General features: G+C 69.3%; 20 protein-coding genes and 1 tRNA gene. 18 read left to right on the top strand and 3 right to left on the bottom strand.

Annotated features, from left to right (window positions below; translation table 11 throughout):
• Window positions 1-71 precede the first annotated feature (71 nt).
• The 5 genes from QQZ13_RS14310 to QQZ13_RS14290 all read left to right on the top strand — a co-directional run bounded on the left by QQZ13_RS14310 (window position 72) and on the right by QQZ13_RS14290 (window position 3,644).
• Window positions 72-1,013 carry a carbohydrate ABC transporter permease gene (locus QQZ13_RS14310; RefSeq protein ID WP_284530069.1) on the top strand — a complete coding sequence of 314 codons (942 nt, stop codon included), beginning with the start codon at window positions 72-74 and terminating at the stop codon, window positions 1,011-1,013.
• Window positions 1,013-1,954: a carbohydrate ABC transporter permease gene (locus tag QQZ13_RS14305; RefSeq protein ID WP_284530068.1), complete on the top strand. Its 942-nt coding sequence runs from the start codon at window positions 1,013-1,015 to the stop codon at window positions 1,952-1,954. The genes QQZ13_RS14310 and QQZ13_RS14305 overlap by 1 nt, the downstream gene beginning before the upstream one ends.
• A 53-nt stretch (window positions 1,955-2,007) precedes the next feature.
• The gene (locus QQZ13_RS14300; RefSeq protein WP_284530067.1) at window positions 2,008-2,976 is read left to right on the top strand and encodes a glycosyl hydrolase family 32; all 969 of its coding nucleotides are present in this window, start codon (window positions 2,008-2,010) and stop codon (window positions 2,974-2,976) included.
• A 9-nt stretch (window positions 2,977-2,985) separates the two neighbouring features.
• Window positions 2,986-3,474 (top strand): FBP domain-containing protein, encoded by a 489-nt coding sequence (locus QQZ13_RS14295; RefSeq protein WP_284530066.1) that lies wholly within the window; start codon window positions 2,986-2,988, stop codon window positions 3,472-3,474.
• Between the two features lie 85 nt (window positions 3,475-3,559).
• A tRNA-Tyr gene (locus QQZ13_RS14290) sits at window positions 3,560-3,644 on the top strand.
• Between the two features lie 184 nt (window positions 3,645-3,828).
• On the opposite strand, the gene QQZ13_RS14285 is transcribed toward QQZ13_RS14290, so the two are convergent.
• Together QQZ13_RS14285 and QQZ13_RS14280 are read right to left on the bottom strand one after the other, a co-directional pair.
• Complete coding sequence (locus QQZ13_RS14285) at window positions 3,829-4,251, bottom strand: heme-binding protein (protein ID WP_284530065.1); 423 nt, start codon at window positions 4,249-4,251, stop codon at window positions 3,829-3,831.
• 35 nt (window positions 4,252-4,286) lie between these two features.
• Entirely contained in the window at window positions 4,287-5,510 is a 1,224-nt protein-coding gene (locus tag QQZ13_RS14280) for an MFS transporter (RefSeq protein ID WP_284530064.1), read from the bottom strand.
• A gap of 115 nt (window positions 5,511-5,625) precedes the next feature.
• Here QQZ13_RS14280 and QQZ13_RS14275 point away from each other — a divergent pair, with 115 nt between their 5' ends.
• The 11 genes from QQZ13_RS14275 (at window position 5,626) to QQZ13_RS14225 (ending at window position 17,901) form a co-directional block, all read left to right on the top strand.
• Entirely contained in the window at window positions 5,626-6,117 is a 492-nt protein-coding gene (locus QQZ13_RS14275; protein ID WP_284530063.1) for a MarR family winged helix-turn-helix transcriptional regulator, read from the top strand.
• Window positions 6,118-6,291: 174 nt separating this feature from the next.
• Window positions 6,292-7,305, top strand: a complete 1,014-nt coding sequence (locus tag QQZ13_RS14270; RefSeq protein WP_284530062.1) for a LacI family DNA-binding transcriptional regulator — start codon at window positions 6,292-6,294, stop codon at window positions 7,303-7,305.
• A 62-nt stretch (window positions 7,306-7,367) separates the two neighbouring features.
• Window positions 7,368-9,035: an ABC transporter substrate-binding protein gene (locus QQZ13_RS14265; RefSeq protein WP_284530061.1), complete on the top strand. Its 1,668-nt coding sequence runs from the start codon at window positions 7,368-7,370 to the stop codon at window positions 9,033-9,035.
• 66 nt (window positions 9,036-9,101) lie between these two features.
• Window positions 9,102-10,079 carry an ABC transporter permease gene (locus QQZ13_RS14260; protein WP_284530060.1) on the top strand — a complete coding sequence of 326 codons (978 nt, stop codon included), beginning with the start codon at window positions 9,102-9,104 and terminating at the stop codon, window positions 10,077-10,079.
• A 13-nt stretch (window positions 10,080-10,092) separates the two neighbouring features.
• Window positions 10,093-11,073 carry an ABC transporter permease gene (locus tag QQZ13_RS14255; RefSeq protein ID WP_284530058.1) on the top strand — a complete coding sequence of 327 codons (981 nt, stop codon included), beginning with the start codon at window positions 10,093-10,095 and terminating at the stop codon, window positions 11,071-11,073.
• Window positions 11,070-11,987, top strand: a complete 918-nt coding sequence (locus tag QQZ13_RS14250) for an ABC transporter ATP-binding protein (RefSeq protein WP_284530056.1) — start codon at window positions 11,070-11,072, stop codon at window positions 11,985-11,987. Before QQZ13_RS14255 ends, QQZ13_RS14250 begins: the two co-directional genes overlap by 4 nt.
• A complete protein-coding gene (locus tag QQZ13_RS14245) occupies window positions 11,984-13,018 on the top strand; it encodes an ABC transporter ATP-binding protein (protein WP_284530054.1) in 1,035 nt (344 codons plus the stop codon). Before QQZ13_RS14250 ends, QQZ13_RS14245 begins: the two co-directional genes overlap by 4 nt.
• A complete protein-coding gene (locus tag QQZ13_RS14240) occupies window positions 13,015-14,481 on the top strand; it encodes a glycoside hydrolase family 32 protein (protein ID WP_284530052.1) in 1,467 nt (488 codons plus the stop codon). The genes QQZ13_RS14245 and QQZ13_RS14240 overlap by 4 nt, the downstream gene beginning before the upstream one ends.
• Before the next feature lie 34 nt (window positions 14,482-14,515).
• Window positions 14,516-16,099: a glycoside hydrolase family 32 protein gene (locus QQZ13_RS14235; protein WP_284530050.1), complete on the top strand. Its 1,584-nt coding sequence runs from the start codon at window positions 14,516-14,518 to the stop codon at window positions 16,097-16,099.
• Complete coding sequence (locus QQZ13_RS14230) at window positions 16,096-16,998, top strand: carbohydrate kinase (RefSeq protein ID WP_284530049.1); 903 nt, start codon at window positions 16,096-16,098, stop codon at window positions 16,996-16,998. Before QQZ13_RS14235 ends, QQZ13_RS14230 begins: the two co-directional genes overlap by 4 nt.
• Before the next feature lie 108 nt (window positions 16,999-17,106).
• Window positions 17,107-17,901: a hypothetical protein gene (locus QQZ13_RS14225; protein WP_284530047.1), complete on the top strand. Its 795-nt coding sequence runs from the start codon at window positions 17,107-17,109 to the stop codon at window positions 17,899-17,901.
• A gap of 9 nt (window positions 17,902-17,910) precedes the next feature.
• On the opposite strand, the gene QQZ13_RS14220 is transcribed toward QQZ13_RS14225, so the two are convergent.
• Window positions 17,911-18,921, bottom strand: coding sequence for a LacI family DNA-binding transcriptional regulator (locus QQZ13_RS14220; protein ID WP_284530046.1), 1,011 nt, complete (start codon window positions 18,919-18,921; stop codon window positions 17,911-17,913).
• Between the two features lie 192 nt (window positions 18,922-19,113).
• On the opposite strand from QQZ13_RS14220, the gene QQZ13_RS14215 reads away from it, so the two are divergent.
• Both QQZ13_RS14215 and QQZ13_RS14210 read left to right on the top strand, forming a co-directional pair.
• Window positions 19,114-20,097, top strand: a complete 984-nt coding sequence (locus tag QQZ13_RS14215) for a glycoside hydrolase family 68 protein (protein ID WP_284530045.1) — start codon at window positions 19,114-19,116, stop codon at window positions 20,095-20,097.
• The gene (locus QQZ13_RS14210; RefSeq protein ID WP_284530044.1) at window positions 20,094-21,380 is read left to right on the top strand and encodes a serine hydrolase domain-containing protein; all 1,287 of its coding nucleotides are present in this window, start codon (window positions 20,094-20,096) and stop codon (window positions 21,378-21,380) included. The genes QQZ13_RS14215 and QQZ13_RS14210 overlap by 4 nt, the downstream gene beginning before the upstream one ends.
• Window positions 21,381-21,407 lie beyond the last annotated feature (27 nt).

Raw genomic sequence — 21,407 nt, 5'->3', positions numbered from 1 at the left:
CGGAGGGGGCGCCCGCACCACCGTGCGGCGTCCCCTCCGCCCCCTGGACCTGCCACTGAAAGGCCATCTCCATGACCGTCTCTCCTCCGACGGCGGCGGCCGAGACCCCTCGGCGCTCCTTCCGTCGCTTCCGCTCCAGCCGGGGTCGCCAGACCTGGGCCGGGTTCGGGATGGTCGCCCCCGCGGCGATCCTCCTGCTCCTGTTCCTGATCATCCCGGTGATCCTCGCCTTCACGCTTTCGTTCACCAACGCGCGCCTCATCTCGCCCAACCCGCCGCGCTTCGTCGGGGTGGACAACTTCATCCGCGCCTTCACCGCCGACCCTGTGTTCGTGCAGTCGATCGGCAACACGGCCCTGTTCGCGCTCGTCGTCGTCCCGGTGCAGGCCGGTCTCGGTCTCGCACTGGCCGTCCTCGTCAACCGCCGGCTGCGGGGCACGACGTTCTTCCGGGTCGTGTACTTCATCCCGGTGGTCACCTCGATCGTCGTGGTCTCGATCCTGTGGAAGTTCCTCTACCAGGACGACGGCCTCATCAACTCGATGATCGACGCGGTCACCTTCGGCCAGTGGCGGGGAACCGACTGGCTCAACGACCCGTCGACCGCCCTCGGCGCCATCATCGTCATGTCGATCTGGCAGGCGGTCGGGTTCCACATGATCATCTGGCTGTCCGGACTGCAGACGATCCCCGAGGAGCTGTACGAGGCGGCGCGCATGGACGGCGCGAGCCCGTGGCGCCAGTTCACCAACGTCACCTGGCCGGGGCTTCGCCCGACGATGGTGTTCGTGCTCGTGACGATCACGATCGCCGCGCTCGGCCTGTTCGTGCAGATCGACGTCATGACCCAGGGCGGTCCGCAGGGGGCCACCTCGACGATCGTCTTCCATGCCGTGCGCAAGGGGTACGAGCAGCAGGAGATCGGCTACGCCGCCGCCATCTCGCTCATCTTCTTCGTCGCCGTGCTCATCATCGCGCTCATCCAGCGCCGCCTCACCCGGGAGAAGGACTGATGACCGCCACCGTCACCCCGCCCGCCCGCACGCAGCGGGTCGATCCGAAGAAGCCCCGCTCCGCGGCCACCTCCCGCCGCTGGGGCACCGTGGCCACCTACGTCGCGATGTCGCTGCTGGCGCTGGTCTTCCTCTTCCCGCTCGTGTTCATGTTCGTCTCGAGCCTCAAGCCCGACGCGCAGATCCTGCAGGACATCGACTCGCCGATGGCGTTCCTGCCCGTCGGGGACATCAGCCTCGACAACTACTTCGGCGTCTTCGACCGGGTGCCCGTCGCGCAGTTCATGTTCAACTCGATCCTCGTCACGGTGCTCACCGTAGGGCTCGGGCTCGTCGTCAACTCGATGGCCGGTTTCGCCCTCTCCCGGCTCGCCTGGCGGGGACGCGTCGTCGTGCTCGCGGTCATCATCGCGACCCTCATCGTCCCGTTCGAGACGATCGCGGTGCCGATGGTCTACTGGGTCGCGCAGCTGCCGACGCTCGTCTTCGAGGGCGGTGTGCTCAAGTACGACTTCGGCTGGCTGAACACGTACGAGGTGCAGATCGTGCCGTTCATCGCGAACGCGTTCTCGATCTTCCTGTTCACGCAGTACTTCTCCACCATTCCGAAGTCGCTCGACGAGGCGGCCCGCATCGACGGCGCGAGCTGGTTCGCCATCTACCGCCGCATCATCGTGCCGCTGTCGGGTCCGGCGTTCGCCACCGTGGCGATCCTCACCTTCCTGCCCGCCTGGAACCAGTACCTCTGGCCCCTGATGGTCGTGCAGAAGGAGAGCCTGCGCCCGGTGATGGTCGGCATGCAGTACTTCTTCCAGCTCAACACCGCCTGGGGCGAGGTGATGGCGTACACCTCGTTGATCACGATCCCCGTGCTCGTCGTCTTCCTCGTCTTCCAGCGCGCGTTCGTGAGCTCCATCGCCGCGAGCGGGGTGAAGGGATGACCGCCGCGGTCGTCCCCTCCCGCCGCATCCTCGACCTCCTGTAAGGAATCCTCTTGTTCGACCTTCCCGACTCCTGGGTGTGGGACTTCTGGTTCGCCGACGACGGCGACCGCTACCACCTCTTCTTCCTCTACGCGTCGCGTGCGCTCCACGATCCGGATGCCCGCCACTACCGGGCATCGATCGGCCACGCCGTCTCGGACGACCTGACCGACTGGGCCCGGGTGGACGACGCCCTCGTCCGCGGCGACGCGCCGGCCTTCGACGACCTCGCCACCTGGACGGGCTCCACCGTCCGGCATCCGGACGGCACCTGGTACACCTTCTATACGGGGTCGTCGCTCGCCGGCGACGGCAAGAACATCCAGCGCATCGGCTACGCGACCTCGGACGACCTCCTCACCTGGCGCAAAGGCTCCGCGCCGGTGCTCGAAGCGGCGGCCCCCTGGTACGAGACGATCGACAGCGGGGCCTGGCACGACGAGGCCTTCCGCGACCCGTGGGTGTTCCCCGATCCGGACGGCGACGGCTGGCACATGTACGTCACGGCGCGCGCGCCGCAGGGGCCCGTCGACGGGCGCGGCGTCGTCGGCCACGCGTGGTCGCCGGACCTCCGCAGGTGGGAGCTGCGCGAGCCGGTGAGCGCGCCCAGCGAGAACGGCTTCGGCCAGCTCGAGGTCACCCAGGTCGCCGTCGTGGACGGCCGTCCGGTCCTCATCTTCTCGTGCCTGGCCGAGCACTCGATGCCGTCGCGGCGCGACGAGCGCGGGGGCACGTGGGCCATCGCCGCCGACAGCGTGCTCGGTCCGTTCGACGTCGACAGCGCCACGCGCCTGACGGGCGAGGATCTCTACGTCGGACGACTGCTGCGCCGCCGCGACGACGGCCGCTGGCTGCTGTTCGCCTTCCGCAACGTCGGCGACGACGGGCGGTTCGTCGGCGGGATCACCGACCCGATGCCGGTCGGATGGCGGGACGGGCGGCTGATCGTCACGGAGCCGGTGTCGGTGACGGGTTCGTAGACTGGGGGCATGCAGCCGCTCACCGAGGAACAGGTGCGCGCGGTTCTCGTGAACGCCGCGCCCGACGAGCTCGAACGGATCGCCCTGCCGGTGGACTTCCTCCTCGTGGACTGGGACCACCTCGACTTCCTGGCCTGGCGCGATCCGCGCACCCGCAGTCGCGGGTACGTCGTCGCCGAGATCGACGGGGAGCCGACCGGCGTGGTCCTGCGCGCCACCGACGGCTCGGGCCGGGGGAGACCGGCGATGTGCAACCTGTGCCACACGATGCAGCCGGGCGACCAGGTGGCCCTGTTCACCGCACGACGTGCGGGGGACGCCGGCGCCCGCGGCGACAGCGTCGGCACGTACGTCTGCGCCGACCTGTCCTGCCACGAGAACGTCCGCCTCGCCGCGCCCCTGGCGCCGAGCGAGATGCGCGCCAGCGTCGATCGCCGCATCGACGGCACCCGCCATCGCGTCGAGTCCTTCGTGGAGCGCGTCCTCGTCGCCGCCTGAGGGTGGTTCTCGGCACCGCTCGCGTACAGGTAATATGGTTGATCGCGCCTCCGGTCGACTGCAAAAGCCGGGCGGATGCGCACCTGGCGAGTTACCCAAGCGGCCAAAGGGATCTGACTGTAAATCAGACTGCATTGCATTCGGGGGTTCGAATCCCTCACTCGCCACCATGACTTGTTCGACGTCCTCGGACGACGAGTTCGAACAGCTGGGATAAAGAAGAGGATCGCGGTGAAAACCGCGATCCTCTTCTTTCGTCTCGTCTCGTGCGCGTGGAGCCGTATCGGCGCCCTGTGACGCGCCTACGTACCGCGATCGCCCGAGCCATGGTTCATGGTCGCTTCCGGCGTGCGCTCACTGCGGCTGCAGCGTCGCGGCGGCTGCTGTCGCGATCCGGTGGTCGTCGACGGGTGCGCCGCCGCCTACTCCGATCGCACCGATGAGGTGACCGTCGCGGCGCAGTGGTACCCCGCCGGCGATGAACAGCAGGGGCCGATCGAGCGCGGTCTGCAGGGAGTGGAAGGGCCCGTCGGGCTTCACTGCGTCCACGACGTCCGCGGTGGCGGCGTCGAGCTGGAGTGCGGTGTAGGCCTTGCGGGTGCTGGTCTCTCCGGAAATGAGCACGGCGTTGTCGTCGCGGCGGAAGGCGAGCAGGTGGCCGCCGGCATCGAGAACCGTGATGCTCACCGTGGCGCCGGCTTCCTCGGCAGCGCGTCGGGCGACGTCGAGGAGGTGATCGGCGTCGGCAGTGGAGAGCTTGCTGATGGTGGTGGGCATGAGGCGACTCCTTCGGTCGGCGAGCGGTGGGGCTGTCAGTGGGTCGTCGCGGTCGCGGTCGCGCGTGCGGAAGGTCCGCCGGCGCCGTCTGCGGACATCGCGGTGCTCGCGTGGGAGCCGCGCGCGGCTGCGGCGGCGATGATCATGACGACGAGGGCTACGGCGGTGATCGTCGCGCCGATCCAGATGGGGGAGGTGTACCCGAGTCCGGCGGCGATGCCGACGCCGCCGGCCCAGGCGCCGAGGGCGTTGCCGACGTTGAACGCGCCGATGTTGGCGCCGGAGGCGAGTGTGGGTGCGGTCCCTGCGTAGTTCATGATGCGGCTCTGAAGGCCCGGGACGGTTCCGAATCCGAATCCGCCCATGAGGAACAGGGCGACGATGGTGGCGATCGGGGATCCGGCGAGCAGGCCGAAGAGGGCGAGGATCACGACGAGCGCGGCGATGAAAACGACCAGGGTGCCGTCGATGGAGCGGTCGGCCAGTCTGCCTCCGAGCCAGTTGCCGACCACGAGGCCGGCGCCGAACAAGACGAGCAGCCAGGGCACGGTGGTGCTGGCGAAGCCGGAGACCTCGGTGAGGGTGTAGGCGATATAGGTGAACGCGCCGAACATGCCGCCGTAGGCGAGGACGGTCACCAGCAGCGAGAGCCAGACCTGGCCGGAGCGGAACGCCTGTAGCTCGCCGCGGATGCTGATCCGCTCCTCCGGGCTGCGCAGGACGGGCACGAGGGCGGCGATGCCGATGAATGCGAGGACGCCGATGACGGAGATCGCCCAGAACGTTGCCCGCCACCCGAGCTGCTGGCCGAGGAAGGTTCCGAACGGCACGCCGAGCACGTTCGCCGCGGTGAGACCGGTGAACATGATCGCGATGGCGCCAGCCTTCTTCTCCGGCGCGACCAGGCTGGCGGCAACGACGGAACCGATGCCGAAGAAGGCGCCGTGGCACAGCGCGGCGAGGATGCGGCCGATCATCGCGAGGCTGTAGTCCTCGGCGATCGCGGTGAGCACGTTCCCCGCGATGAACAGCACGACGAGACCGAGAAGGACGGGCTTCCGGGGCAGTCGGGTGGTCGCCGCGGTGAGCACCAGGGCCCCGACGACCACGGCGAGGGCATAGCCGGAGATCAGCCATCCGGCGGCTGCCTCGGAGACGCGGAAATCGGCGGCGACCTCGGGCAGCAGCCCCATGATGACGAACTCCGTGAGTCCGATGCCGAAAGCGCCGATAGCCAGCGCCACGAGACCCAAGGGCATGACGATCTCCTCGCAAGACGGTAAGGTAGTTGCAAGCGCGGGATAATGCACAAGCAAGGAAGATCTTTGCATACGCAATCAATCTGCGCAAGCAACTAACTTTCGGGAGTGTCACATGGGCATCGGCGACGACGCTGTTGAGGTGCGAGCGCAGGGTTGGCGCACGCTCGCGGCCCTGCATGGATTGATCGAGGCGCAGCTGGAGAGGGCGCTGGGCGGCGAGGTCGAGCTCTCGGTCGTCGAGTTCACCGTGCTGGACGCGCTGAGCCGGCAGGACGGCTGGCATATGCGGATGCAGCAGCTCGCGCGCGCTGCCGCGCTGAGCCCCAGCGCGACGACCCGCCTCGTCACGCGGCTGGAAGATCGTGGACTGCTGACCCGCATTCTCTGCGCAGACGACCGCCGGGGGATCTATACCGAGCTCACTGCGAAAGGGCAGGAGCTGTACGAGAGGGCCAGGCCGGTGCACGACGAGACGCTCGAGCGCGTGCTTGCGGATGCTGCGGATACGCCCGAGCTCGCTCCGGTCGTGGCGGCGTTGCAGAGCGCTGTCCTACCGGCGCATGCCCTTCACCGCGTTCCGGCTGCCCCGGGAGCTCGCCGCTGACGGTGTGTCCACCCCGGTGGCCTCGGTGGCCTGCCGGCATCTGAGCGCACGATGTGGCGGCAACCGCCCGACGGTGCCGACGCGGGTCGGCGGTTGACGACTCGTCTAACTCGCGTTAGCATCGATCGCAGCAGGTGCTAACGCGAGTTAGTCGCCTCAACGGAGAGGTTCACCATGGTGGGAAAGCAGCGAGCCGTCACGATGAAGGACGTCGCCGATCTCGCCGGCGTCTCCCGGTCGGCGGTCTCGTTCGTCCTCAACAATCGTCGTTCTGTGGCCCTCTCCGACGACACCCGCGATCGCGTGCTCGATGCCGCCGCGCAGCTCGGCTACCGCCCCAACGCCGGGGCCCGCGCCCTGGCTCAGCAGCGCAGCGACTGGTACGGCCTGGTCACCGAGATCGTCACTGCGCCGTTCGCGGTGGAGATCATCAAGGGCGCCCAGGACCGCGCCCTTCTGGATCACAAGTATCTGCTGATCGCCTCGACCGAGTCGGATGCCGAAGCCGAGGCCGCGGCTATCGAGCGCTTCCTGGAGCAACGGGTAGAAGGTCTGATCTACGCGGCGACGTGGCACCGCGCGGTCACCGTTCCGGAGATCGCACGCGAAGTGCCCACCGTGCTCGTCAACTGCTACGACGCCGAGGGACGTTACCCCGCGGTGGTGCCCGATGAGCGCACCGGAGGGCGTCGCGCGACGGAGCGACTGCTGGCTGCGGGCCACCGTCGCATCGGCTTCGTGAATCTCGATCCGGACATCCCGGCCGCCGTCGGCCGCCGCCATGGCTATCACGACGCGCTTCGCAGCGCCGGCATCGACATCGACGACGTGCTGGAGATCTCCGGTCACGCCACGGCCGACGGCGGATTCACGGCTGTCGATGCACTGCTCGACCTCGCCGACCCGCCCACGGCGATCTTCTGCGCCAACGACCGCATGGCCATGGGCGCCTACGACGCCATCAAGGAGCGCGGACTGCGCATCCCCCACGATGTCGCCGTCATCGGATTCGACAATCAGGAGCTCATCGCGGCCTACCTGAGACCGAGTCTGACGACGGTTGCACTGCCCTTCGATGAGATGGGCGCCCGAGGCGTGGACATCCTCGCCGCGATCACAGCGGGCCAGTCGACCGACACGAGCATCGTGACGGTCGACTGCCCGCTCCTGGAACGCTCGTCCGTCTGACTGGACATCTGGGGACGAGCACACCCTTCGCCTTCGACGAAGAAGAAAGGAACAGCACCATCATGACACTTCACAGAGGCCGCGCGGCGGTACTCGCCGCCGGCGCGCTGGCGGTAGCGCTTGCGCTCACCGGGTGCGGGGGGACCACGTCCCCCGAGGCATCCGGACTCGACGGCTCGCAGCTGCTGACGATCCCACGCGAAGACATGGGCACGTTCGACCGCAACTTCAATCCCTTCTCCAACCCCGACTTCCCCATGACGCAGGTGGCGATCTACGAATCGATGCTCGTCTTCAACCCCGCCGACGGCACCACGACGCCGTGGCTGGCGACGGAGTGGGAGGTCGCCGACGACGGGACGGGCATCACGTTCCATCTGCGCGACGACGTCAGCTGGTCCGACGGTGAACCGTTCGAGGCCGAAGACGTGGTCGTCAGCTTCGACCTGCAGCGCGAGATCCGTGGCGGCTTCGACTACATCGACACGGTCACCGCCGTCGACCCGCAGACGGTGGAGTTCGACTTCAGCGAGCCGTTCTCGCCCGCGCTCCTCGATGTCGGGCAGCAGATCATCGCGCCCGCGCACATCTGGAGCGAGTTCGACGACCCGGCCAAGGAGACCAACCCCGAGCCGGTCGGCACGGGCCCCTACACGGAGGTCACGAACTTCCAGGCGCAGTCGTTCGACCTCCTGAAGAACCCGCATTACTGGCAGCCCGAGAAGCAGAAGATCGAGGGCGTGCGGATGCTGGCCTTCGCCGGCAACGACGGTGCGAACCTCGCCGCCGCCAACGGAGACGTCGACTGGTCGCCGCAGTTCATCCCGAACATCGAGCAGGCCTTCGTCGCCAAAGACCCGGAGCACCGGTTCTACTGGTTCCCCACGACCGGGTCGATGGTCAGCTGGCAGTTCAACACCACGCAGGCGCCCTTCGACGACCCGAACGTGCGCAAGGCGCTGTCGATGGCCGTCGACCGCGATCAGGTGACCTCGATCGGCATGCAGGGCTACACGGTGCCCGCGGACTGCACCGGTCTCTCCGGTGCCTACGACAGCTGGCGCGACCAGGAGGTCGTCGACTCGTGCACGTGGACGAAGCGCGATCTCGACGGCGCGGCCAAGCTGCTGGACGCCGCCGGCATCACTCTCGGCGCAGACGGCACGCGCGTGCTGCCCGACGGCAGCCCGTTCGAGTTCGATTTCTCCGTGGGCTCGACCTCGAGCGACTGGGTGTCGGTCGGAAACGTCATCTCGCAGAACCTCGCCGATCTCGGGGTGACGGTCAACGTCGCAGCCCGCGACTGGGCAGAGGTCGTGTCGAGCTATGAGAACGGCACGTTCGAGTCGGGCATCGTGTGGAGCAACAACGCCCCGACCCCGTACCAGTTCTATCGCGGGGTGATGTCGACCGAGACCGTCAAGCCCACGGGCGAGCAGACGTTCGAGAACTACCACCGCTACGGCAGCGCTGAGGCCGATGCGCTGCTGGCCGAGTTCGCGGCGACCTCCGATGAGGCGCAGCAGCGGTCGATCATGAACCAGCTGCAGGCGCAGTTCGCCGAGGAGGCGCCGGTGGTGGCACTCTTCCCCGGACCCGAGTTCGGTGCCGCCAGCACGCTGCGCTTCACCGGCTGGCCCGACGAGGACGACCCGTACGCCTCCCTCGGGGCGGTGCGGGCCCGCAGCGCCGTCCTCATCCTCACCACCCTCGAGCCCGTCAAGGGCTGACGACCGGACGGCCGGTGCGCCGCTCCGCCTGAGCGGGCGGCGCGCCGGTCTCCGTGGAGACACACCATGGGATACATCCTTCGGAGGCTCGGCTTCTACCTGGCCGCCTTCTGGGTCTCGATCACCCTCAACTTCATGCTTCCTCGGCTGATGCCCGGCGATCCGGTCTCGCGCATGGTCGCCCGACTGCAGGGCGCGATCCGCCCGGAGCAGATCGAGGCGCTCCGGCGCTCGTTCGGTCTCGATGATGCGCCGTTGTGGGAACAGTATTTCCGCTACCTCGGGCAGATCCTCGGCGGCGACATGGGATTCTCGATCTCCCGCTTTCCCACGCCGGTCACCGAGGTGATCGCCGGCCAGATCGGCTGGACCGTACTGCTCGGGCTCGTCTCGCTGATCATCGCCGTGGTGATCGGCAACCTGCTGGGCATCCTCGCTGCGTGGCGTCGCGGCGGCGTCCTCGACTCCGCCCTGCCGCCGGTGCTGATCTTCATCGGCTCGTTCCCCTACTTCTGGTTGGCCATGGGGCTGCTGTGGCTGTTCGGCGTCACGCTCGGCTGGTTCCCGCTGCGCCACGCGTTCTCTGTCGGCTCCACCCCGGAGTTCTCGCTCGCCTTCATCGGTGATGTCGCCTACCACCTCGTGCTGCCCGCCGCATCGATCGTCCTGGTCTCGATCGGCGGATGGATGCTGGGGATGCGCAACACGATGATCGCCACCAATGCCGAGGACTACATCGTCATGGCCGAGGCCAAGGGCCTGCGCGCTGGGCGCATCATGATGCGGTACGCGGCCCGCAACGCCCTGCTCCCGTCGGTGACCGCCTTCGGCATGTCACTCGGGTTCATCGTGGGCGGCGCGCTGCTCACCGAAGTGGTCTTCGCGTATCCGGGCGTCGGGTACCAGCTCCTCTCCGCGGTCCAGAACCTCGACTATCCGTTGATGCAGGGCCTCTTCCTCACGATCACCACCGCCGTGCTGATCGCCAACTTCCTCGTGGACATCGTGTACGTGCGTCTCGACCCGCGCGTGCGCGTCAGCTGATCGGAGCGTGACGATGGCTCTCGCACAAGAACCGAACGCCATGGCCGAGCTCGACCGCGGGCTCACCTCCACCTCGCCCGAGCGTCGGCGTCCGCGCGGGCGTGACGGACTGCTGCGCGGTCTGCTCGGCAGCGGCAAGGCCGTCGCCGGCCTGGTCATCCTGGCCGTGTTCGCCGCGGTGGCCCTCCTGGCCCCGGTGATCTCTCCCGGCGACCCGACCGTCATCCAGGGGCTCGGCGCGCAGCCGCCGTCCGCGGACCACCTGCTGGGCACGACGTCGAAGGGCCAGGACGTGCTCGCGCTGAACATCTGGGGCGCGCGCTCCTCGCTGTTCGTCGGTTTCGTCGTCGGCATCCTGGCGACTTTCGTCGGCTTGCTGGTGGGGCTCGCGTCGGCCTATCTCGGTCGCACGGTCGACAACCTGCTGTCGCTGATCACCAATGTCTTCCTGCTGCTTCCGGGTCTGCCGCTGCTGGTGATCCTCGCGGCATTCCTCCCTCCGGGTCTCGGCACGGTGATCCTGGTACTGGTCATCACCGGTTGGGCGGGCTCGGCCCGCGTGCTGCGGGCGCAGGCGCTCTCGATCCGCGGCAAGGACTTCGTCGCCGCAGCGCAGGTGACAGGCGAAAATCCCCTGCGCATCATGTTCCGCGAGATGCTCCCCAACATGGCGTCGATCGTGATGAGCACGCTCCTGGCGTGCATCATCTTCGGCATCGGCGCCCAGGCGGGGCTGGAGTTCCTCGGTCTCGGCGACATCAGCACGGTCAGCTGGGGAACCAACCTCTACTGGGCGAGCAACGACGGCGCCCTGCTGACCGGGTCCTGGTGGATCTTCGTGCCGCCCGGAGTGTCGATCGCGCTCGTCGCGTTCGCGCTCGCCCTCGTCAACTACGGCGTCGACGAGACCACGAATCCCAGGCTGCGGCGACCCCGCCGCCGCGTCACGGCAGCCGACCCTACCCCGGTCGCGAGCGAGGAGAGAGACCGATGAGCACGCCGCTCCTGGAGATCGAGGACCTCTCGGTCGAATACGTGACCGACGCCCGAACGGTGCGGGCGGTCGATCGCGTCAGCTTCACCCTCGACGAAGGCGAGGTGTTCGGGCTGGCGGGGGAGTCGGGATGCGGCAAATCCACCATCGCGAACGCGATCCTGCGGCTGCTGCGAGATCCGGCAGTGATCGCGGGAGGTTCCATTCGCTTCCGCGGCACTGACGTGCTCTCCCTCGGTGTCGACGCGCTGCGCGCGTTCCGCTGGCGCCAGGTCGCGATGGTGTTCCAGAGCGCCATGAACTCCCTCAACCCGGTCATGACCATCGGCGACCAGATCGCAGACATCTACACGACGCACGAGGGCGCCTCCAGGAAGACGGCCCTCGCGCGAGCGGCGGAGCTGCTCGACCTCGTCGGCATCCCTCGCGACCGCCTGCGGGCCTACCCGCATCAGCTTTCCGGGGGGATGCGCCAGCGCGTGGTCATCGGAATGGCCACCGCCCTCCGTCCCCCGCTGCTCATCATGGACGAGCCCACCACGGCACTGGACGTGGTGGTTCAGCAGGAGATCATGGCGCAGATCCGTGACCTGCAGCGCGAGCTCGGGTTCGCGATCCTCTTCATCACACACGACATGTCGCTCATGGTCGAGCTGTCCGACCGGATGGCGGTGATGTACGCGGGTCGGTTCGTGGAGACCGCGCCCGCGCTTGCCCTGTTCGACGAGCCGCGGCATCCCTATACACAGGCGTTGATGAACGCGTTCCCGCCCATGACCGGTCCGCGTGCGCGGCTCGCCGGGCTGGGCGAGGGGATCAGGTTCCCCCGAATCCCCGACCTCGTTCCCATCGCGGCCGACCACTGGGTCGCGCCGATCGACGATCAATCGCCCCTGACGGAGGTGGCCCGATGAGCCCGCAGCAGACGCCCGTCCTCTCCATCCGCGGGCTGGAGAAGACGTTCTCCATCGGAGGGATGTTCTCGCGAGGGCGCGTGCGCGCGCTGGGCGGAGTCGATCTCGACATCGCCCACGGAGAGGTCGTGGCACTCGTCGGCGAATCGGGGAGCGGAAAATCCACCCTCGCCCGATGCCTCGCGCGGTTGGAGCAGCCCTCGGCCGGTACGTTCCTGTTCGAAGGTCGCGACATCCTGCGCACCGAACCACGCCGGGCCAGCCGCGACTACCGGTCGGCCGTGCAGATGATCTTCCAGGATCCGTTCGGCTCGCTGAACCCGGTGCATCGGGTGAGGCACTTCCTCGAGCGGCCGTTGCGCCTGCACGACGCCGCCGTCGGTCGTGACGCCATCGAGGAGGCGCAACGGCGGCTGATGGCGAAAGTGGATCTGCCGGCGGAACTGCTCGACCGCTATCCGCACGAGCTGTCGGGAGGTCAGCGTCAGCGGATCGCCATCGCGCGAGCGCTCGCCGTCAACCCGAGGCTCATCCTCGCCGACGAACCCACGTCGATGCTGGACGTGTCCGTACGCATCGGTGTGCTCAACCTCATGCGGACCCTCTGCGAGCAGCAGGGCATCTCGATGCTGTACATCACGCACGACCTCGCCTCGGCCCGCTACCTCGCCGACCGCATCGTCGTGATGTTCGCGGGGGAGTTCGTCGAAGGCGGAGACGCGATGACGCTGCTGGCTCGTCCCGCCCACCCGTACACCAAGCTGCTGATCTCCGCCGTGCCCGATCCGCGTCGGCGGGGAACGTTCGACCCCGCGGAACGGGCGGCGCTGCGCCGCCAAGTGCTCACCCCCGACTCCTGCCCTTTCGCCGGCCGCGACGAGACGCCCTGCTCGTCCGAGCGCGCCGTGTTCCATCACGTCAGCGATCAGCCCGAGCACTGGGTGCGCTGCCACGCGTACGCGCCGCCGTCGGATGCCCCGGGCACCGCCGTCGATCTCGCCCCCACCGATCAGGAGAACGCAGCCGCATGACCGGCGACACCACGCACCAGCCCCTCGTCGAGGCGGCGCTTCTCGAGCGCGCCGCCGCAGATTCCCATCGGCCGCGGTTCCATTTCACCGCGCCGGCGGGCTGGCTCAACGACCCCAACGGCCTCACCCGCCGCGGCGACGAGTACCACCTCTTCTACCAGTTCAATCCGCTCGCGCCCGTGCACGACCGCATCCACTGGGGACACGCAGTCAGCACAGATCTCGTGCGGTGGCGTGATCTGCCGATAGCCCTGGCCCCCAGCGACGGTCCGGATGTCGACGGCTGCTGGTCGGGTGTGCTCGTCGATGACGGCGATGTTCCGACGATCGTCTATTCCGGACGACACGGAGAGCATGAGCTGCCGTGTATCGCGACCGGCAGTGACGACCTCGTGACGTGGACCAAGCACCCGGGAAACCCTGTGATCCCCGCTCCGCCCGCCGACCTCGACATCGTCGCGTTCCGCGACCACTGCGTGTGGCGGGAAGACGGCTTGTGGCGGCAGATCATCGGCTCCGGCATCCGCGGACGAGGCGGGACAGCACTGCTGTACGAGTCGGCCGACCTGCGCGAGTGGCGATACCTCGGCCCCCTCGTGGTCGGTGACAGCGACGACCGCCCGCGCACGGCGCCGGACTGGACCGGAACGATGTGGGAATGCGTCGACCTGTTCCGCATGGAGGACGGCGAAGCCCGTAGCGACATCCTTGTGTTCTCGGCCTGGGACGAGGGTGTCACGCACCACCCCCTGTACTGGACCGGACACTACGAGGGCGACCGGTACGTGCCCGATCGGCTGCACCGACTCGACCTCGGGGGCAGGTTCTTCTATGCGCCGCAGTCGATGTCTGACGCCGAGGGCCGACGGATCGTCTTCGGCTGGATGCAGGAGGGACGCGAGGATGCCGCGAGCATCGCGGCCGGGTGGTCGGGCGTGATGTCGCTGCCGAGAGCCGCGACTCTTGCCGCCGACGGCTCGCTGCGCCAGGCGCCTGTCGAAGAGGTGGCGTCGCTGCGCGACGCGCTGCTCTTCGACGGTGCGGCAGACGGCGCGCGATTCGAGGGAGACCAGGTCGACCTCGAGCTCGATGTCGAGCTGCGTCCCGGCGCGACTGTCGAGATCGTCGTGCGCGCGACGGCCGACGGCCAGGAGCGCACCGTGTACCGGATCGAGCGCACGGACGAGCGCGCGGCGCGGCTGAGCCTCGACCGCAGCCGATCGAGCATCGACCCGACGGTGGACGTCGCCGCCCTCTCCGGCGACGTGCCGTTCGACGGCGACCGCCTCCACGTGCGGCTGCTGATCGACCACTCCGCCCTCGAGATGTTCGCGGGGGGAGTGCCGCTGGCCGCGCGGATCTATCCGACGCGAGCGGATGCCGCCGGTATCGCCGTCACGACCGGCGGCGCAGCGGGAACCGTTCGCGCGTGGCGCATGCGCGCGGCCGGCGTCCACCGCTGAGCCCGACCACAGCACCGATCGCAATGGAGCAACCATGACCAGTCCTGAACTCTCCCGCCGCTCACTGTTCACCGCTGCGACGCTCTCGGCCGCCGCGGGGGCGCTGGCGGCGACGGCGCCCGCTGCTGCGGCGACCGCACCCGAACACTCCACGACAAGAAGACCGGCGGCATCCATGCGACCCGAGTACCACTTCAGCGTTCCGGACAACTGGAAGAACGACCCGCAACGGCCGATCTTCGTCGACGGCGAGTATCACTACTACTACCTCTACAACGCCGACTACCTGCGTGGCGGCGCGGGCACGTCGTGGCGTCGTGCAACCACGACCGACCATGTGACCTTCCGTGACCGAGGGGTCGCGATCCCCAAGTTCAGCAACGGCAACGGTGACTGCTGGTCGGGGAGCCTGGTGGTCGACACGGAGGGAACGGCGGGCTATGGCCGCCGCGCGATCATCGCTCTCGTGACGCAGGGCCCGAACGGGGTGCAGGCGCAGTACCTCTGGTACTCCACCGACGGCGGACGATCGTTCCGGCCGGGAGGTGATGCTCCGGTGCTTCCCAATCCCGGCGTGTACGACTTCCGTGATCCCAAGGTGATCTGGGATGCCGAGCGCGCCCGCTGGTTCATGGCCAACGCCGAGCACGATCGCATCGGGTTCTACGTCTCGTCGAACCTGAGGAGCTGGACGCGGGTGGGGGAATTCGTTCGCACCGACCTCGGACTGCTCGAGTGCCCTGACATCTTCACTATGACCGCCGACGACGGCTCCGACCACTGGGTCCTCGGCCTGAGCGGCAACGCCAAGTTCCGGGGGCTCCCGGCGACCTACGCCTACTGGACCGGATCCTTCGACGGCAGCTCCTTCACTCCCGATGAGCACGAGCCGCGGTGGCTCGACCACGGCTTCGACTTCTACGGAGCTGTGACCTACCCGCACCACTCGAGGTCCGGTGCCGAGGACCCACGGCTGCGCCACGTCATCGGTTGGGCGAACTTCTGGGACTACCCGCACAACGCGCCCACTCTGGTCACCGACGGCTACAACGGCGACGACATGATCGTGCGCGACCTGCGGCTCGTGCGCACGACCTCCGGCTACGCCCTCGCCTCGTCTCCGACCGCAGCACTTCGCGCCTACGCCACGCGCACACACCGGCTGGGCGACGTCACGGTGGCCGGCACGCACGACCTCGCGGTGCGCTCGCATGCCTACGAGCTCTCGTGCGAGCTGCGCTGGGACACCTCGGCGCCGCCGGAGAACATCGGCTTCGAGGTGTGCCGTGCCCCCGAGGGGGGTCGCCACGTCGCCGCGGGAGCGTACCTGAAGGGACCGTTCACCTACGTCAATCGGCGACCGACGATCAACCCCACGGGTGGGGAGTCCCAGGCCGCGCTGGATGCCGGCTCGGGGAAGCTCGCCGTGCGGCTGCTGGTCGACCGCACCAGCGTCGAACTGTTCGTCGGCGACGGAACCGTGGTGCATTCGCATCGCGTCTTCCCCCTGAGCGGGGACAGCGGCATCCGGCTGTACTCCCACGGTGGATCCGCCGTCTTCGCCGACCTCCGCGTGCGCGAACTCGCGGTCGGCGCACGCGGACCCGAAGAACGATGAGTCGCGTCGCCGTCATCGGAGAAGCGCTCGTGGATATCGTTCTCGGGGCCGACGGATCGGCGAGGGTGACTCCCGGGGGCAGCGCGGCGAACGTGGCGGTGACCCTCGGGCGCCAAGGCGTGAAAGTGACCCTCCTCACCTGCGTGGGTGCGGACGAGGCGGGCGCCTCGGTGCGCGCATGGCTGGCCGGTTCGCACGTGAGCGTGTCGCCATCCGTCCGTGACCGCACATCGACGGCCGTCGCGTCGCTGGATTCCTCGGGCTCCGCGACGTACACGTTCGACATGGTGTGGGACCCCGACCCCCTCGACGTCGGTGACGCCGCCGTCGTTCACGTCGGTTCGGTGGCTGCGCTGCTCGCCCCCGGCGCCGACCGAGTGCTGGCGGCCGTGCGGGCCGCGCGCCCGACCGCGCTCATCACCTATGACCCGAACGTGCGCCCCGCCCTGCTCGGCGACCCCGCAGATCATCTCGCCCGCGTCGAAGACCTCGTGGCTCTCGCAGACGTGGTCAAGGTGAGCGACGAAGACCTTCGCTGGCTGTACCCCGCTGACGCGGCGATCGAGGTGGCGACGAGGTGGCAACGCAACGGTCCGGCCATCGTCGTCGTGACCCGCGGCGCAGACGGCGCCGACGCGATCATGGCAGACGGTGTGCGGCACGTCGTCGGATCGCCGGTGACCGTCGTCGACACGGTGGGAGCGGGCGACACCTTCATGGGCACGATCATCGCCTTCCTGCTCGCCCGAGGCTTCGGGACCGATGCGCGGCGCAGGCTCACGTCCGTGACTCCGGCCGACGTGCACGCGATGCTCGCCGAGAGCGCCCGGGCCGCTGCAGTCACCGTCTCCCGCCCGGGAGCAGACCCCCCATGGGCCGCCGAGTTGGTCGTCGCGTAGGGGCAGGTCGGAGATCGAGTCCTCATGATCCGCCGTCCCCGTCCACTGCGAGACGGTGCCGGCGTCGCTGACACTCACCGTGCAGAGATGGTGACAGGAGGAGGGGCCATGACCTCACGCGGAGCGCGGGCGCTGCTCGTCCTGGTCGCGGCCGCGATGGTCTGTCTCGCCGGGTGCGCGAGCGCCGCCCCTCCGGAGGATGCCCCGGGCGCCGACCCGGGAAGCGCGACACGGAACGCCCCCGGCGCGGATGCTCGACCGTCCTACGTGTGCGGCGGGACGCCCGTTTCCGCTGAGGCGCTCGCCGCGCGCACGCCCGTCGAGGAACTCGCCGGCGCAGCAGCGGAAGCGCTCGCGGGCGCGGTCTTCGACGACGGCACACCGCTCGTGCTCGAGGACCCGTCCGCCTGGTTCGTCGTCGGCACCTCGGATCGCGAGGTGACGCTCCTCCGCCCCGTCGAGCCCGACGAGGCCCCCGATGCTCCCGCAGCCGATCATGAGCAGGTCACCGTGTCGTGGGTCGAGGCGACGAACGTCGCCGGCTGGCTCGTGACCTCGCTCGGCCCGTGCTCCCTGACGATCGATCTCGGCGACCTGGGCGTGCCGCTGATCGCGCTCGATCCCGGCCGGCCGCTCGATCCGGCGTCGCGAGAGGTGCACCTTCTCGTCACGGAGCAGGCGTGCAACTCCGGCCGGGATGCCGACGGGCGCATCGAGATCGTCCGGCTCGACGAGGGGGACGAGCGGATCGAGATCGTACTGGGTGTGCGGCCGGAGGGCGGGGCGCACTCGTGTCCCACGAACCCGCCGACCCCCTTCACCGTGACGCTGACCGAGCCGCTCGGCGAGCGGACCGTCGTGGACGCGACTCTCCACAGCCGCCCGGCCCTGCGTGCCGGATGACCCGTCCGGTCAGGCGATGGAGGAGCGGATGACCGCGGGCATCTCGATGAGCGTCTCGCCGTGCGGCTCGGAGGAGAGCAGGATCTCGACCGCGCGGCGCCCCATGGCCTCGTGCGGCAGGGCGACGGTGGTGAGCCCGGGGCGGAGGTAGGCGGCGAGCTCGTCGTTGTCGAACGAGACGATCGAGATGTCGTCGGGGATGGAGCGTCCCGACTCGAGGATCGCCTGGTAGGCCCCGAAGGCGAGTCGGTCGTTCATGCACAGCAATGCGCCGATGTCCGGTCGCCGGGCGAGGAGCTCGGTGGTCGCGTGGTAGCCCTCGTCGGGCTCCCACAGCCAGATGGACACCTCTTCCAGGAACGACAGTCCGTGCGCGGCCATCCCCTCGCGGATCCCCGCGACGCGCCGCGCGACGGTCGCGGAGCGGAAGAGGTCACGCTCGACGTCGTCGTTCTGGCCGAGGAGCGCGATCGCGCGGTGACCGCGCTCGGCGAGCAGCTCGACGGCGCGCCGTCCGCCGCCGTGCTCGTCGGGAAGGACCGTCGCGGCATGTTTCGTGTTGGTCGCGTTCAGCATGACGACGCCGGTGGAGGCGGGCAGGTCGGGCACGAAGAACTCCCTGGCCCGCATGCTCGCGAAGATGATGCCGTCGACCTGGCGGTCGAGCACCGCCTCGACGGCCTCGCTCTCCCGCGCCGGATCGCCTCCGGTCTCGAGCACCAGCATCACGTGGTTGGCCTGCTCGGCGGCAGCGAGCGCGCCGCGGATCAGACCGCTCGCGAAGCGGGTGGTGGCCACGACGTCCGAGATGAACGCGATCGTCAGGGTCTTGTCGGTGCGCAGGCCCCGCGCGGCGACGTTGGGACGATAGCCGAGGGCCTCGGCGGCGGCGAACACACGATCGTGGGCGTCCTGCGACAGCCGCGTGTTGGGGCGTCCGTTGAGGATCATCGATGCCGACGTGGGCGAGAGCCCCGCCAGGCGAGCCACGTCGGCGAGCGTCGCACGCTTGCTGGACACGAACCCTCCTCTTCACGCTGCACGCCCGGGGCGCGGGGGCTGTCGCTTGACATCCCGCGCGGCAGGCGGAACCATGCTAGCTAAACCCATTTAGCGGGGATACTGCGCATGCCGTCGATGGCTGCTGCACTCGCGACTCTACGGGGTGACGGCGTGCAGTGCCTATTCCGTCGCCGGGCAAGGAACGACACGATGACGTTCGCACGAGACGACCACTGGGTGTGGGACTTCTGGATCGCCGACGACGGGCAGAGGTACCACCTCTTCTATCTGCACGCTCCCACCTCGCTCGGCGACGAGCGGCTGCGCCACCGCAACGCGCGGATCGGCCATGCCGTGTCATCGGACCTGCGCAGCTGGCAGGATCTCGGCCCGGTGCTGACGCCGGGCGCACCGGGCGAGTTCGACCAGACGGCGGTCTGGACCGGCTGCGTGGTCCCCGGCCCCGACGGGGTCTGGCGCATGTTCTACACCGGCTCCCGGTTCCCGAGCGACGCGTCCGCCGCCAACATCGAGACCGTCGGCGTCGCGACCTCGCGTGATCTCCACCACTGGCAGGCCGCCCGCGTGCCGGTGGTGACCGCCGACCCCCGCTGGTATGAGACGCTCCCCGACGGCACCTGGCGCGAGGAGGCGTGGCGGGACCCGTGGGTGTTCGCCGATCCCCACGGGGAGGGATGGCACATGCTGATCACGGCGCGGGCGAAGACCGGCGACGGCGACGATCGCGGAGTCATCGGGCATGCGGTCTCGCCGGATCTCGATCACTGGGAGGTGCGCCCACCGCTGAGCGCTCCCGGAGCGGGGTTCGCGCACCTGGAGGTGCCGCAGCTTGTCACCGTCGAGGGGAACGACCTGCTCCTCTTCTCCTGCGACGGGCCTGCGCTCGCGGGAGGCCGCGCCGGCGGGCGCGGCGGCGTCTGGCAGCTCCCGGTCGCCGCGCAGACGGGACCGTTCGATCCCGCGGCGGCGACGCTGCTGGTCGACGATGCCCTGTACGCCGGCCGCATCGTCCACGACCGGTCCGGCTCGCCCGTGCTCCTCGCGTTCGAGAACGGCCGCGGAGACGCTTTCGCCGGACGGGTCAGCGATCCGATCCCGGTGCGATGGGATGCCGATCGCGGCGCGCTCCTGCTCGTCGCCGCCCTCCCCGCCGGCGCCGAGGTCCACGCGTGAGCGTCGCGGTGGAGGGCACGGTGTCGGCCGGCTTCGAGCCGGTGGCCGCGGCCTTCCGTGAGGCGTTCGACGGAGAGCCGGACATGGGCGCGGCCCTCGCGATCGTCCGTCGGGGTCGGCCGGTGGTCGATCTGTGGGGCGGCGTGGCCGACGTGCGGACGGGGAGGCGCTGGGAGCGGGACACGCTCAGCGTCATCTTCTCGTGCAGCAAGGGCCTGATGTCGATCCTCGCCGCGCGCCTGGTGCAGGCGGGGAAGCTCGACTACGACGCGCTCGTGACGACGTACTGGCCGGAGTTCGGCGAGGCGGGCAAGGGCGGCACGAGGGTCGCCGACCTGCTGTCGCATCGGGCGGGACTCCCGGCTCCGCGTGAGCCGATCCCTCGGGGTGCCCTGGCCGACTGGGACCGCATCGTCGCTCAGCTGGCGCGCCAGGAGCCGCTGTGGCCGCCCGGGACGGCATATGCGTACCATCCGATCACCCACGGCTGGCTGATCGGCGAGGTCGTCCGCCGGGTGACGGGACTGAGCGCGGGGGAGGCGTTCCGGCGCTACGTGGCCGAGCCCGCCGGAGCGGAGTGCTGGATCGGCCTGCCCCCCGCCCACTTGCCGAGGGTCGCCCGGATGGCCGTCGGGCCGTCGCTGGCGGCGCTGACCGCCCTTCAGGAGGCGGAGGCCCGGGCCGCTGGCGGCACCGACTGGCCGGGGATCGCGATGACCCTCGACGGTGCGCTGCCGCGCGAGCTCGTCGGCCCGCGGGACCACGCCCGGGATGAGGTCGGGTCCGACGTGGGCGCCGTCGCGGACGGCGAGGGGTTCAACGATCCCGCGGTGCAGGTCGCCGAGGTGCCGGGTGCGGGCGGCATCGCCTCCGCGCGCGCGCTCGCGACGATCTGGTCGTCGACGTTCTCGGCCGCGAGGTCAGGACACGGGCCCCTCCTCTCGGAGGAGACGATCCGGCAGGCGACGGCCGTGCGGTCCGAGGGAGAGCCCTTCTTCCCCACGCCGCCGCCGTGGCCGCGATGGGGAGCGGGGTTCCAGCTCGACAGCGCAGCGCGCCGGTACGTGACGCCCACGGGGTTCGGTCATGACGGTGCCGGCGGTCAGGTCGCGTTCGCCGACCCCGCCGCCGGGATCGGCTTCGCGTTCCTGACCAACCGGATGGAGGCGGGTGACGACCGGCGCGCCACGCGGATCGTGGACGCCCTCCGCCGGATCGTGACCGGAACAGTCGTTGACACGGTGCCCGGCATCCCTCATGATGAGGGTGCTAAGTCGATTTAGCACCGCGGATGCACACCGCGGACCCGC

The sequence above is a fragment of the Microbacterium sp. T2.11-28 genome (assembly GCF_950097975.1).
Lineage (GTDB): Bacteria > Actinomycetota > Actinomycetes > Actinomycetales > Microbacteriaceae > Microbacterium.
This window is presented reverse-complemented; position numbering and strand designations above follow the sequence as displayed.

Bases quoted from the DNA above. Each gene is read 5' to 3' on its own strand.
- QQZ13_RS14215 (WP_284530045.1), top strand. From the start codon at position 19,114: ATGACGTTCGCACGAGACGACCACTGGGTGTGGGACTTCTGGATCGCC.
- QQZ13_RS14295 (WP_284530066.1), top strand. From the start codon at position 2,986: ATGCAGCCGCTCACCGAGGAACAGGTGCGCGCGGTTCTCGTGAACGCC.
- QQZ13_RS14245 (WP_284530054.1), top strand. From the start codon at position 11,984: ATGAGCCCGCAGCAGACGCCCGTCCTCTCCATCCGCGGGCTGGAGAAG.
- QQZ13_RS14270 (WP_284530062.1), top strand. From the start codon at position 6,292: ATGGTGGGAAAGCAGCGAGCCGTCACGATGAAGGACGTCGCCGATCTC.
- QQZ13_RS14280 (WP_284530064.1), bottom strand. From the start codon at position 5,510: ATGCCCTTGGGTCTCGTGGCGCTGGCTATCGGCGCTTTCGGCATCGGA.
- QQZ13_RS14250 (WP_284530056.1), top strand. From the start codon at position 11,070: ATGAGCACGCCGCTCCTGGAGATCGAGGACCTCTCGGTCGAATACGTG.
- QQZ13_RS14230 (WP_284530049.1), top strand. From the start codon at position 16,096: ATGAGTCGCGTCGCCGTCATCGGAGAAGCGCTCGTGGATATCGTTCTC.
- QQZ13_RS14265 (WP_284530061.1), top strand. From the start codon at position 7,368: ATGACACTTCACAGAGGCCGCGCGGCGGTACTCGCCGCCGGCGCGCTG.
- QQZ13_RS14260 (WP_284530060.1), top strand. From the start codon at position 9,102: ATGGGATACATCCTTCGGAGGCTCGGCTTCTACCTGGCCGCCTTCTGG.
- QQZ13_RS14275 (WP_284530063.1), top strand. From the start codon at position 5,626: ATGGGCATCGGCGACGACGCTGTTGAGGTGCGAGCGCAGGGTTGGCGC.
- QQZ13_RS14310 (WP_284530069.1), top strand. From the start codon at position 72: ATGACCGTCTCTCCTCCGACGGCGGCGGCCGAGACCCCTCGGCGCTCC.
- QQZ13_RS14240 (WP_284530052.1), top strand. From the start codon at position 13,015: ATGACCGGCGACACCACGCACCAGCCCCTCGTCGAGGCGGCGCTTCTC.
- QQZ13_RS14225 (WP_284530047.1), top strand. From the start codon at position 17,107: ATGACCTCACGCGGAGCGCGGGCGCTGCTCGTCCTGGTCGCGGCCGCG.
- QQZ13_RS14235 (WP_284530050.1), top strand. From the start codon at position 14,516: ATGACCAGTCCTGAACTCTCCCGCCGCTCACTGTTCACCGCTGCGACG.
- QQZ13_RS14305 (WP_284530068.1), top strand. From the start codon at position 1,013: ATGACCGCCACCGTCACCCCGCCCGCCCGCACGCAGCGGGTCGATCCG.
- QQZ13_RS14285 (WP_284530065.1), bottom strand. From the start codon at position 4,251: ATGCCCACCACCATCAGCAAGCTCTCCACTGCCGACGCCGATCACCTC.
- QQZ13_RS14255 (WP_284530058.1), top strand. From the start codon at position 10,093: ATGGCTCTCGCACAAGAACCGAACGCCATGGCCGAGCTCGACCGCGGG.